Consider the following 13,115-nt stretch of genomic DNA (forward strand, 5'->3'; position numbering starts at 1 on the left):
ACCAGTCATCTCAACCAATATAAAATTAACGTCAGTGAAGAACCGACAAATTCAGTGTCCCAATGCTAGCGGCAAGTTGAATCTTTGCATTCTGCCAACCGGCTAACGCTGCAATACGCTGTTGTTGGGCATTGGCCAATGCAGTCTGAGTTGTGATCAATTCTAAAATACCTGTTACGCCTTTGGTATAACGCGCCTGAGCTGCTTCAAATGCTGCTTTGGCGCTGTCGAGAATTTCCTGGCTAGTACGCAAATTATCGGTGTCAACCCTCAGTGTCTGATAGCTAGTCCATACGCCCGATGCGACCTGTAACTCGGCATCAGTCAGACTTGCTTCTTTACCCTCGATCTGCGCCTGGGCCCCACGGATTTGATAGGTTCTTGTAAAACCTTCAAAGAAAGGGATGTTGATTTGAATGCCGATGGAACGGTCCCGGCTGGTTTCACCATAGTATTGCTGGCCGGCGCCAGAACTCTGCGGTTGATTGTTATAGTTGTATTTCCCCACAAAACTGATCGTGGGCCGTCCTTGCGCACGAATCATTTTTTCGTTAGCTTGCGCCGCTGCCAGATCAGCCCTAGCGGCGACCAGCGAAGGATGTCGCTCCTGGGCGCTTTGCAACAATTCAACTACCGATCGAACAAAGGCTGTATCAGGCAATACTGGGGTATTTGTTTCCGCAAGGTGTATGCCTGCATTTGGCTTTTGTCCGATGTCTATCGCAAGCTGACCGAGCGCGGACTGCCAATCGCCCTCGGCTTTGCTCCGATTGAATTTGGCTTGTGAATAGGCTGTTTGCGCTTGTAATTGATCGCTAATCGCCGCTACACCATGGCGCACACGGATGACAGCGGCATCAAAGACGCGCTGGGTGTCCGCTTCAATATCTTGCGTTGATTGCGCATTTTTTTGCGCCACGAGAGCGGCATAGTAATCTTTGACGGTGTTGGCGAAAACCGCCTGCAGCGTACTGTCTTGTCCTGCCAATGCTGAAGCCAGCAAGCTTTTTGCATAGCTAACGTTAGCCGATCTGGCGCCAAAATCATAAAGCACCCAATTCAACGTCAGAGCGGCGTTCTGGTAGCTGCTGTCTGATTGCACGTAAAAAGGGGCAGATGGCGTCCCATGATTGGTAGAACGATCTTTCGCAGCCTGCCCGGTGCCAGTCAATGTCGGCAGATAAGCAGCCTTGGAAAGGCCAACTTGCGCAGCCTGTACTTTAACGTTAACCCAAGCTTCTCGGGTTTTAGGGTTATGGCACAAAGCTGCCGACACAACGTCAAGTAAAGTGAGTTCCGTCTTTGCATTATCGGTACAAATTGCGATTGACGGCGAACCATCAAACATTTGTCCAGCAGGCATTACGGGTACCGCATCCAATTGGCGCAATGGGTCACGTAATCCCAAATCAATACCAAAACATGGCGCAACGCCACACCAACACACTACCAACAAGATGGCTTTGTACATGACGCGCCCGCTGAATTTCCACATATTAGTGACATGCATGAATTGATTTGGCAGCGTCATTTTTTAGCGATATTCATTCTGTCGCACCCACTTTGTGGCAATCCATTTTTCTCCTTCGATGACAGGGCTACCACCATGAAAACTTAGGGAATCAAGTTGGTTCTCTGCATTAGTATAAGAAAAATAGATCGCACTTCCTTTTGCCGGGACTATAGACAGTCCATTTCTAGGAAAAATGGTTTCACCGCCACCGTCGACATCGTTAAGGTAAATAATCAAGGTCGCAGTGCGTTGCCCCCCGCGTGCAAGATGCTTCGCGCTGCCAGGCGCGTCTGGGCGAAAATAATCATAGTGAGGCCTGTATTCCCCGCCCATTTGATAATTGAGAATCTGTAGTCCTTCACCATGACTCTCAGGCACCTGCATCAGAGCTGCAAGGCGCTTGTCGATCATGGCAATAAATGGCGTTGTTCCGCGATGGAAAAACGTACCGCTGCTGGTACGGTGTTCGTGGAGTTTGGTGTTGCCCGTCTGATGATCCACGACACCTGAGCGCAACAATTTCGTTTTGGATAAGGCAATCAGCTGATCGCACTCGTCGTGCGACAACACGTTACCAAACAAAATAGCACGTGGCTTTTCCAGTTTCATAAGCACGGCAATGTTATGACCGTCGATATGGACCTTATTGCCGGTATTCAGGCCGCATCCTTCATACCGATATTCTTTCGGTACGGCGTCAGTTACTGTAGTTGCATCAGGTGCTGCGGCTGACGCTCGAATGCGCTCCAGAGTGCGTGACGCTATGGTTGCTGCAGCAAGTTCATTGCCGAATTTCGCCTTAACCATAGCATCGATCAGCTTTTTCTCCGATACGCCCCGCAAGACATTTTCGTCAATCCAGCGTATCCATTCCGGTGGAATTTGATTCATTTTTCTACAATCAGCTAAAAACGAAAATCACCGCGCTGAAGGTTATGCGCGGTGATCGGGTTACCCTAATAACGGATTAAGCATCAACAGATGCACGTTAAGCTTGCTAACGCCGATCTGACGCCGTCAGGTGAGGTATCTCCGCATTGACGTGTACTAATGAGAAATGCGTATCAATACCGGCGCTGCCATCCGTGAACGCGGCCATGCTTTGCGTCAAATTATGCAACGATCTCATGACCTCAGGATCAGGTGAGGCGGTAGCAGGACGAAGTAATGCATTCACTCTGGCAGTTGGACTAGGATTCAAACTAGCTAGAGCTTGATAGGCCAGATTGACACCGGCAAGATGTCCTATCGTGCCATCCACCCAGGTAAACGTACTCTCATTAAGAATGGTATTACCATTATTATTGAGTTGTTCGGCAGCCGTATTCAAGTTGATAGAGGAAATACCCAATTGATTCAAAGAATACAATTCGCCTTGCTGGAAGTTGGCATCACCGTTCGGATCTACCCACACCTTCAGACTATTCCATAACGGGTTGCTGGCGTCTAGTTCACCACCAGTCTGATTGGCTAATGTGGATAATGCTCCGAAGCCAGCCACCAAACTCGTGTCGTTCGTTACGGTACCTGTGTTATTGGGATCGTAGACCAACATGCCTTCCCCGGCAGCCGCCCAACCGGTTTGGACCTTTTGGCCATTGTTCTGCATATCAAAATGCGCTGGAGAATTGGATAGCCCGACGGTGTCTACTGCCTTGCCTTTCAGATTCAAAATAATAGGGTCTTCTGGTGGAGGTGACGGCTCATCCGGTGGAGGTGACGGCTCATCCGGCGGTGGTGACGGCTCACCCGGCGGTGGTGACGGCTCACCCGGCGGTGGTGGCGGCTCAATCGGCGGCGGTGGCGGCTCTGGATTATAAACAGTCAGTGGCGGCTCGGTAGGATCCTCGTCAGTAAATGATCCCGAATCGGTCGCTCCAACATCCATATCGATCCCTTGATAATTAGCGCTTGCAAGCACAGTACTCCAATTCACAGTCCCATCCGTGTTATTGCCAAACTCGGAGACCGTTGTAGTATTGTTCGCATTGAAATTCATCAGAACGTTTCTGCCATCAACTTGTTCATTGAATTCAAGCGTTTGCTTTCCCGCCGTGTTGTAGCCCGCTTCAAGCAATTTATCCAGCCCATTGTTCAAAGCCAAACCATCGTTGGAAGTAAGGTAAATATCTTTACCGCCGCCGGCCACAGCCGCTTCGCTGGCCTGCACGTCCGTCGATGTACCCTGCAATATCTGGCTAGCAATCGCAGCGCCCCAATTGATCGTGCCATCTGGATTATTCGCATACTCCAGCATCGTCGTTGTGCCGTTGCCGTTTATATTCATCTCAATGCTGCTGCCATTGGTCTGTTCATTGAGTTCGACAATTTGTTTGCCTGAGGCGTCATAGCCTGCCTCGACCATCTTGTCCTGGCCATTATTCAACGCTAAGCCATCATTGGTCGTAAGGAAAATATCTTTACCGCCGCCGGCCACAGCCGCTTCGCTGGCCTGCACGTCCGTCGATGTACCCTGCAATATCTGGCTAGCAATCGCAGCGCCCCAATTGATCGTGCCATCTGGATTATTCGCATACTCCAGCATCGTCGTTGTGCCGTTGCCGTTTATATTCATCTCAATGCTGCTGCCATTGGTCTGTTCATTGAGTTCGACAATTTGTTTGCCTGAGGCGTCATAGCCTGCCTCGACCATCTTGTCCTGGCCATTATTCAACGCTAAGCCATCATTGGTCGTAAGGAAAATATCTTTACCGCCGCCGGCCACAGCCGCTTCGCTGGCCTGCACGTCCGTCGATGTGCCCTGCAATATCTGGCTAGCAATCGCAGCGCCCCAATTGATCGTGCCATCTGGATTATTCGCATACTCCAGCATCGTCGTTGTGCCGTTGCCGTTTATATTCATCTCAATGCTGCTGCCATTGGTCTGTTCATTGAGTTCGACAATTTGTTTGCCTGAGGCGTTATAGCCTGCCTCGACCATCTTGTCCTGGCCATTATTCAACGCTAAGCCATCATTGGTCGTAAGGAAAATATCTTTACCGCCGCCGGCCACAGCCGCTTCGCTGGCCTGCACGTCCGTCGATGTGCCCTGCAATATCTGGCTAGCAATCGCAGCGCCCCAATTGATCGTGCCATCTGGATTATTCGCATACTCCAGCATCGTCGTTGTGCCGTTGCCGTTTATATTCATCTCAATGCTGCTGCCATTAGTCTGTTCATTGAGTTCGACAATTTGTTTGCCTGAGGCGTCATAGCCTGCCTCGACCAACTTATCTTGACCATTGTTGAGTGCAAGACCATCTGCGCTTGTGAGGTAAATATCTTTTTCACCACTTGCCCGGGTAACCTCAGAGGTTTGAATATTGAAATCTTTTCCGATCAATATTTGTTGCTCATTCACGCCTGCGGATGCATTGACTTCATTTACCGTAATCTTACTGCCGTCAGTGGAACTGCTTAGGGTGAGTTTTGTACCATCGGACTCGGTGGTCGTCAGCGATGCACCGGCCCCGCCGGAGTATGTATTTCCTGTGCCATTGATTGTTGCCTGCGCACCAGCGGCGAGTGTAATGGTGGCACTACTTATCGTCTCGATAGCACCTGTTCCTGAAATGGCGGAGCTAACAACACCATTGGATGTCGTGGTGACGGTGTCGTCATATTGAGTGACGCCGCTAGCTGTAATGCCCTATGTATTATCAACAATCGCACCGCTGGCATTTGTTGTTTGAATATTCGTTGTAAGCGTAGCGGCAAGACTCGGACTTGAAGTTAGCGCATTTGCAAAAAGGTCTTCGCCATTACTGGCATCGTAGGTATATAACGAACCACTATTATTTTGCGCAGTAATATTGCCGCTTGCATCTTGATACAACAACCCGGCACTTGTCACGATTGTGCCTTGTCCATTACTATTTAGCGCCCCGTAAATATTGTCTTGATAATCTGCGTAACAAACTTGCGTATTTTGATCGACATACCCGTTCGCAACATAGTTGTTGTAAATCGCTTGTGCTTGTTGAGTATAGTTAGCAATAGATTCAGTCGAAATAGTCCCGTCATTGGCAATCAACGTCGCTGTTCCCAACGCGGTAGACACCACTGCTATCTGGCCAGAATTTTGTGCAACGATTGAAATATTTTGTCCCGACGATTGCTGCAACACATTAGTCAATGAACTCGTTTGTGCGGCACTATCTGGAATATTGTCTGAGCTAGTCTGGTTTGATCCGATCCCCGGAACATACCCACTTGCGTTGGATGGCAATTGGATAATTTGCCCGGTACGAATGCTATTAGGATCAACAATTTGCGGATTGACTGCAGTAAGTTGAGCCAACGAAATGCCATTGGCTTGTGCAATGCCAGAGAGCGTCTGGCCATTTTGTACTGTGAGAGCACCGTCAGCACCAGTATAGTCCGATGAAGGTCGAAACTGCATAATCTGCGCAGCAAGCGTAGCTGTATCGCTTTGAGGAGGGGTTGCCGATGCTGAAACTTGTGGGACTGCTGACGCCGCGACGGTACTGTTAAGTGCCTGGGCTTGTGCGGCTTGCTGAGATGTTGCCGTCGTATTCGGTGGCGGTTCCCCATTGACATATCCGAGCGACGTTTGACAAGCAGCCGTAGCGGCTTTCTGAGCAGCGGTACCGACAAAATACCCTGCCAGAAGCTGGCCAAATGCGCCAGTAGGCTTAGCTGCCGCAGCGGCTCCAATACCTGCTAGCGCACCTGCCGCAACTCCAAGGATAGTACAACCGGGACTCGAAGAACCTGGGCTTGTTGCGACACCGACCACAACATTGATACCCAAGCCAATATAGCCAATGGGACCAGGAAGCCGTCCGGCTTCACCTGCCCCAGTTGCTAGTCCGCTGTATAACGCTGATGATCCTGCACCAAAGGCATCAGCCGCCGCATTTCCTGGGCCATCCTTTCCCTTGTAGCCCTGAGCATTCAGATTTCCTAAGAAATTATTTACTGACTGAATAACATTTGCTTGCCCGCTTGAATTCGTTGCTCCGCCCATATTAAATTCCCCTCGTTTTTTTATTTAAATTAAACCGACGACACCCAGTCCCTAGAATTAATCCAGGTAAATATAAAGCGCCTGCAGTCATCCCCCAAGCTATAAGTCGGAATGGAATAGCATCGCTTACTTGGCTTATAAATGGACTCAAAAAACCTCCCAAAAACGGGAATACCCACACAAATACAAATACAAACAGAAATACAACGCACATCCCCAAAAAGCTAACCTGACTTGCCATCACCATGTTTTTATATTTTTTCTCGGTTAGAAAAAAGGCCGAGAAAAAACCAAGAATAAAAAAAATGGGAGATATTCCCCAAAAACCCGCATAGAAAACTCCCCAAAAATTATTGTACGGCGGAGAGTGCCCTATCAAATTACTAAGGGCTGGAACGATGGATGCCATAGTATTTATGAACGACAAAGCAAACGGCGTATCTGCCCACGCTTTTGGAAAAACATAAGACATGAATAAAACGTAAAAAACAATGATTGCGCATGCTGTCCAACCGTAATGCGATTCTTTTTTAAACAATGTATTTTTCATCAGATTTACCGGACGGTTTCCAATTTATGAGGAAATTCTGTATAGCTTTGAACAGACTAATCGAATCCATTCATTGAGTAATTATTCAGACTCTATGAGAAACATCATTTTTTGCCCATGAAACGCCTAAAAATCGGGCAAAAAAATATCTCAAAAGCCAGTTCTTGATATCCAAATCGCTATGAAAGCATTTTTTCATAGCAGCTGAATGCCACAAACTTTCAATCTTCATGTCATTTCATCGCTCCCTTAATGCCTCACCCCGATATTTCAGCAACGGTGTCAGCAAATACTCAATAATCCGTCGTTGCTCCGTTTTGATCTCCACCGAACTCGCCATACCCGGCGCCAATGCTTCACTCTTGCCGTCAGCAATGATGCTTGATTTCAGCAAGTTGATACGCGCCGGGTAAATCAACCCGAGCTTGTCATCCTTGACTGCATCCTGCGAAATCGAAATCACCCGACCAGGCAGCGTGCCGTAATGGGTATAAGGAAAAGCATCGAGCTTGATTGCCGCGTCTTGACCAGGCCGCACAAATCCAATGTCCTGATTCAGAATCTGTACTTCGATTTCCAAACCTGCATCATCTGGCACAAGTACCAGTAATTCTTGCGCCGGTGTCACGACACCACCCACGGTATGAATCGCCAGTTGCTGGACCGTGCCAGCGACCGGCGCATTGAGGTGCGTTTGCGTTTGCTTCTGCTCAGATTTTGCTTCATCACCCTGTACCTGCGCCAGTTGCTGTTGCGCTTGGTTGAGCGCATCTAATTGTTCGCGCCGGAACTGCGCGATAGCGGTCTCGATGTCCTGCCGTTGTTCGGCAATGCCATCCGCAAGTTCGCGCGCGTAACTCTGCTGCGATGTCAGATCCTGCTCCACCTGAATTCGCGTCTGCTGTTTTTCCAGAACCGCATGGCGCGGAACATAATTCTGTCCTAGCAAAGATTGATAGTCGGCCTCCTCGGCACGGGCAATCGGCAGCGTCTGTTGTAGACCGTCGATCTTGTGCCGAGTCGTTTGCAGTTCCTGCTCACGCTTTTGCAATTCGGCGCGCAGCGAGGTTAGCTTGCTGCGATATTCAATGAACGCGCCTTCAGCTAGTCGCTGGACATCGTGTTGTCGCTCTGGCGTAGCGTCGGCAATAGCTGGAAGCTGGGGTGGTTTGTTGTCTCGCTGAGCATCCAGCAGCGCTTGTGCCCGTTGAGCGGTCAGCATCGCATCAATCCGTGCAGTGCGCGATTTACCGACATCGGCAGTCGCGTCGGTGGGGTCCAGTTCGATCAATGGTTGACCAGCCATCACGTGCTGACCGTTACTCACAAGGATCGCCTTGACAATGCCCGCCTCCAGCGGTTGAATCACTTTGCTATTGCCGTTTGGGACAATCTTGCCTTGTGCCACGGCGACAACATCGACCTTGCCGATGACGGACCAGATCAACGCAATGCTAAACAGCACCATCAACGCCCACATCAACGCTCGCCCTACGGGGGATGCAGGTGTTTCCAGCACCTCCAGTGCCGCAGGAAGAAATTCGACTTCATCGCGCTGGCGCTTGGCAGGGTTGCCCTGCGCCCGCTCTTCCATCAGCGAAGCGCGAGCGATTTCCCAGTAGTGGCGCAAGGTATCAAACGACATGGAGATACCCCGTCTGATGTTGCCACAAAGAGGCATAGCGGCCGCCGCGACGTTGGATCAATTCGTCGTGCGTACCCTCTTCCACAATCTCACCCTTTTCGACCGTAATGATGCGTTCGGCAATCCGCACCGCAGATAATCTATGAGCAATGATAAAGACGGTGCGGCCGGCACAAATCTGATGCATATTGCCCTGGATGATTGCTTCGGATTCAGCATCCAGTGCCGAGGTTGCTTCATCAAAAATCAGAATCTTGGGATTGGTTGCGAGCGCCCGGGCAATCGCAATACGCTGCCGTTGGCCGCCGGACAGACCGTTGCCACGCTCACCGAGTTCTGTGTCATAGCCTTGCGGCAGTTCCAGCACGAATTCATGGGCACCGGCCAGGGTCGCTGCCTCAACCACTTTATCGAACGACATGCCTGGCGATGCGAAGGCAATATTGTCGCGGACCGTCCCTTTAAATAACATGTTCTCTTGCAGCACAGTGCCGATCTGACGACGTAACGACGCTGGATCAAGTACGGCCAAATCCATGCCGTCAATCAGCACCCGTCCCCGCTCAGGGGAATAGAGTCGTTGCACCAGCTTGGTCAAAGTACTTTTACCGGAACCTGATGGACCGACAATGCCAGTGACGCTGCCCGGCTTCACGGTCAGCGACAGACCACGTAAAACTTCCGGCCCATCGTGACGATAGCGAAATACCACCTTATCGAACACGACTTCGCCCTTGACTGCCGGTATCGAGGTTTGGCCCGCATTCGACTCAGCCTTATTGTCGAGGATGTCGCCTAAGCGATCCATAGACAAACGCACCTGCTGGAAATCCTGCCAGAGCTGCGCCAGGCGCAATACGGGGGCGCTGACGCGGCCGGCCAGCATATTGAAGGCGATCAACTCACCAACTGAAAGGGTGCCGTCAATGGCCAATTTGGCGCCGTACCATAGCAGTGCGGCGGTGGTCAGTTTACTAATAAGAGACGCTACCTGGTTGGCGGCATTCGAGAGATTAGAGGCTTTGAAGGCGATCGACACGTAGCCGGCAAGCTGGTTTTCCCAGCGACGCTGCATCAGCGGCTCGACCGCCATCGATTTGATGGTCTCCACACCGGTCACCGATTCCACCAGGAAGGACTGGTTTTCTGCGGAGCGACGGAATTTCTCGTTGAGGCGAGATTTCAATGCCGGCGTCACCAGAACCGACAAAGCGATGTAGCACGGCAGCGATATGAAAACCACCAGCGTCAAGACGCCTGAGTAGGAAAGCATCACCGCGAAGAACACCAACGTGAACAGCAAATCCATCACGACGGTCAAGGCGTTGCCGGTCAGGAAATTACGGATATTTTCCAGCTCGCGGACACGCGCGACGCTATCGCCGACCCGCCTGGCCTGGAAATAGGCCAATGGAAGATTCAACAGGTGATTAAACAGGCGACTGCCGAGCTCAACATCCATGCGGTTAGTTGTATGGCTGAAGACGTAGGTGCGCAAACCACCCAATAACGCCTCGAACACGGAAATCGCGACCAGGCCGAACACCAGCACATCCAGCGTCGACATCGATTTATGCACCAGCACCTTGTCGATCACCACTTGCATGAACAGGGGCGACACTAAGCCGAACAATTGCAGGAAGAAGGAGCCTGCCAGTACTTCCAACAATTGCTTGCGATATTTGACTATCGAAGGAATGAACCAAGACACGTCAAACTTCCCCCCGCCCTGGGACAGAATGGCACGCGACGTAATCAAGATCAGACGGCCGGACCACAGCTGCTCAAACTCGGTCAGAGGAAGTTGAAAGGTGCGTTTCTGGACTTCGTCATGCAACAACACGCCGTTGGCACATTTGGCGAGAACGATAAAACTACCATCCTTGAGTTCAGCGATAGCCGGCAATGGCGTCTGAGCAAGCCGGTGGAGTTGGCTATTGACCAGGCGGGCTTTGAGCGCGATCTGGCGCGCCAGCCGTACCAAGGTGATCGCATCGACGCGATCCGAGCTGCCGGATAAGTGCTGGAGACGTTCTGCGCTCGCGGCAACGCCTGACAACTGCGCCACGACCGTCAGCGCAGCAATACCGCTGTCCAGCGCACTGCCCGGCAGTTGCTCATCACCTTTGCCAGACAAGATACGCTCCCCCATTTTATAGTTTTCTACATACGTCTCACGTGGAAAGGATTCTATTCAATATTTCAAGTTAATAATTGTCGCCACTCTCGTTGTTTCAGACAGTTACACTTTTCAAAGGAACTACAGAAGGCCGAGTTGTATTGATGCAACAATTTTCACCGACAAATGTCACAGATTTGCTAAAACAAATTTTCCTTGCTCCAGTGGCCCAACGACGCCGCCGTGTGTTCGTTATCGCAAGTACTAGAGACGACTTCGATCCCACAGAGGTACTTTTTGAGTTCGAAGGTGTGCGCCGGGATTCTCCGCCGAGCCGTGAATCGGGGCAAGGAGTTACCGGCACAATTAGCAGCCGCACTTCAGGCGGCGGCGGCTTCGGGACAGATTTCGAATGCGCTGAAGGATTGCAGCCAGTAGCCTTTGGTGGAAATAACACGAGGGGGAGCATAGATGTCGCCACAGCGCGCAACGCATGTGGCAGTGCCAGCGGAAGAATGGACTTCGAAACTGAAACGTTCCTAATTCAGCATGTCTCAGGAATGTTGCTGTCAAATGGCAAGGCGGCAGGAAGCGCAACTCAACAGGATGCAGAGTGCGGCATGCTGGTGCCAGCATACAGCGCGGCTGCCCTATCGCATTCAGCAGCAAAGACAACGGTCGCGACGCCTGTGTCGATCTTTCGCCAACCCTGCGATCCGGTAACCACGACAAGAGTCATGCCAAGGGCGGCCAGTCGCCGGCGGTTTGTGTTACTGGCGACGTAACGCACACACTGAAAGCAGCAGAATTTGATAGCAGCGAAGATGGAACTGGGCTCGACCAGACGATTGTAGCGGCCTTCGCCGAAAACAGCCGTTCCGAAATTCGCATAGAGGGTGGTGACGGCAGCCGCACCGGGGCATTATCAACAGGTGGTGGCAAGGCTGGGCAAGGAATGCCCGTGGCAATGATCGGGATGGCAGTACGCCGCCTCGCGCCGCGCGAGTGCGAACGCCTGCAAGGATTCCCAGACGATTACACGCTAATCCCGACAGCGCGCGGTTCGTCAGTCAAACCCCACGAGCTAGACGAGTGGATCGCCTACCTACGCGCCGAGTATCCGCAGATCACTCGCATGGAAGCAAAGCAAATGGCACCTGACGGCCCGCGCTACAAAGCTCTAGGCAATTCAATGGCGGTGCCGCGCATGTATTGAATCGGCCGGCGCATTCACAATGCCTTGAATTTCGCCCATGAGCGCGAGATTACGAGGGTAGCGTAAGTCTAAACATCTCTTCCTGCATGGTCTTAGCAACTTGAAGTTGGTGCTTGGGATTTGAAAGAGTCGGTAATTTGATCTTTAGCCAGGCCTACGCGACCTTCTTGAAAGTCGGCGCCGTGTCACTCGCGGAGACATCTTGCACATCTCGAAACTTGACATGGGCCATGCCGGCGTCGGCAAGCGACATCGCAGGATACTGGCCAAACGTCTTTGTTTTGTCCTTACCACCGTCAAGGTAATTGCAACGCCACGACTTCGTGCCGGTAACGGCAATATATAGATAGAGCCGATTTGCATCGGTCAGCTTGTATGGCTTGTCTTTTGGTTGTGCGGCAGAAACCTGCTTTGCTGTGAACGGCATGGTGGTGTGGTATCCAGTGGTTGATACCACAATAGCTGTCAGATATACAAAAACTGGACGGCACGACCCGGGAGAGGAAAAGACAGGAAGGAGACCCGCATAAACAAAAAGCCCCGCAGAGACTTTAAGGATCTATGCGGGGCTTTTTGATACATATACTGGCGAGGGTGGGATTCGAACCCACGGTACGATTTAACGTACGCTTGATTCGAGTGGAGCATTCGAACCAAGCACGGTTTGAAACCCGCATAGAATAAGGGCTACTGTATATGCACACAGTGCGCTATTTCCATCCAGCGCACCGAATGAGGCAGGAAAATCCCCCCCATTGGCAGAGCTGTGCAGGGAAGAGAATATGGGACTCGCGCAAAAGTCGCGCAAATAATCCATAATTACTTTTTGATTTCCGCTCGAAATAGAACATCATGCTGATCTCGGCAAAAAGGAAGACGATAGCGCAACTTGCTGCGGATCTGTGCGACAAGAAAGCGGCGCATGAAATGCTGTCGATGCAGGGGTGGCCGAACGCCGAAATTGCCGCAGCGCGCGTCGAATATAACGCTGCGCGCGAGGCTCTGGAACAGGCCATGCCCGGCACAGAATTGTCGGCCAATCGACCTCATCGGCTATAATCGCCCTTCAAAAGCGATGCTAA

General features: G+C 51.2%; 10 protein-coding genes. 2 read left to right on the top strand and 8 right to left on the bottom strand.

Annotated features, from left to right (window positions below):
• Positions 1-31: 31 nt before the first annotated feature.
• The 7 genes from CFU_RS13780 to CFU_RS13800 all read right to left on the bottom strand — a co-directional run bounded on the left by CFU_RS13780 (position 32) and on the right by CFU_RS13800 (position 10,850).
• Complete coding sequence (locus CFU_RS13780; protein ID WP_014006649.1) at positions 32-1,531, bottom strand: TolC family protein; 1,500 nt, start codon at positions 1,529-1,531, stop codon at positions 32-34.
• 3 nt (positions 1,532-1,534) lie between these two features.
• Entirely contained in the window at positions 1,535-2,404 is an 870-nt protein-coding gene (locus CFU_RS13785) for a 2OG-Fe(II) oxygenase (RefSeq protein WP_014006650.1), read from the bottom strand.
• A gap of 106 nt (positions 2,405-2,510) precedes the next feature.
• Entirely contained in the window at positions 2,511-4,874 is a 2,364-nt protein-coding gene (locus CFU_RS24530; RefSeq protein WP_014006651.1) for a hypothetical protein, read from the bottom strand.
• A gap of 288 nt (positions 4,875-5,162) precedes the next feature.
• Positions 5,163-6,503, bottom strand: a complete 1,341-nt coding sequence (locus CFU_RS23905) for a LysM peptidoglycan-binding domain-containing protein (protein WP_014006652.1) — start codon at positions 6,501-6,503, stop codon at positions 5,163-5,165.
• Between the two features lies 1 nt (position 6,504).
• Positions 6,505-7,053: a hypothetical protein gene (locus CFU_RS24535; protein WP_148264844.1), complete on the bottom strand. Its 549-nt coding sequence runs from the start codon at positions 7,051-7,053 to the stop codon at positions 6,505-6,507.
• Positions 7,054-7,291: 238 nt separating this feature from the next.
• Complete coding sequence (locus CFU_RS13795) at positions 7,292-8,698, bottom strand: HlyD family type I secretion periplasmic adaptor subunit (protein WP_041742056.1); 1,407 nt, start codon at positions 8,696-8,698, stop codon at positions 7,292-7,294.
• Complete coding sequence (locus tag CFU_RS13800; RefSeq protein WP_014006654.1) at positions 8,688-10,850, bottom strand: type I secretion system permease/ATPase; 2,163 nt, start codon at positions 10,848-10,850, stop codon at positions 8,688-8,690. The genes CFU_RS13795 and CFU_RS13800 overlap by 11 nt, the downstream gene beginning before the upstream one ends.
• A gap of 580 nt (positions 10,851-11,430) precedes the next feature.
• Here CFU_RS13800 and CFU_RS25215 point away from each other — a divergent pair.
• On the top strand, positions 11,431-12,033 hold the full coding sequence (locus CFU_RS25215; protein WP_041742057.1) for a DNA cytosine methyltransferase: 603 nt from the start codon (positions 11,431-11,433) through the stop codon (positions 12,031-12,033).
• 154 nt (positions 12,034-12,187) lie between these two features.
• Here CFU_RS25215 and CFU_RS13810 read toward each other — a convergent pair whose 3' ends face one another.
• Entirely contained in the window at positions 12,188-12,460 is a 273-nt protein-coding gene (locus CFU_RS13810) for an Arm DNA-binding domain-containing protein (protein ID WP_041742058.1), read from the bottom strand.
• 425 nt (positions 12,461-12,885) lie between these two features.
• Between CFU_RS13810 and CFU_RS13815 the strand changes: the two genes are divergently transcribed.
• Positions 12,886-13,092: a hypothetical protein gene (locus tag CFU_RS13815; protein ID WP_014006656.1), complete on the top strand. Its 207-nt coding sequence runs from the start codon at positions 12,886-12,888 to the stop codon at positions 13,090-13,092.
• Positions 13,093-13,115 lie beyond the last annotated feature (23 nt).

This window comes from Collimonas fungivorans Ter331 (assembly GCF_000221045.1).
Taxonomy (GTDB): domain Bacteria; phylum Pseudomonadota; class Gammaproteobacteria; order Burkholderiales; family Burkholderiaceae_D; genus Collimonas; species Collimonas fungivorans_A.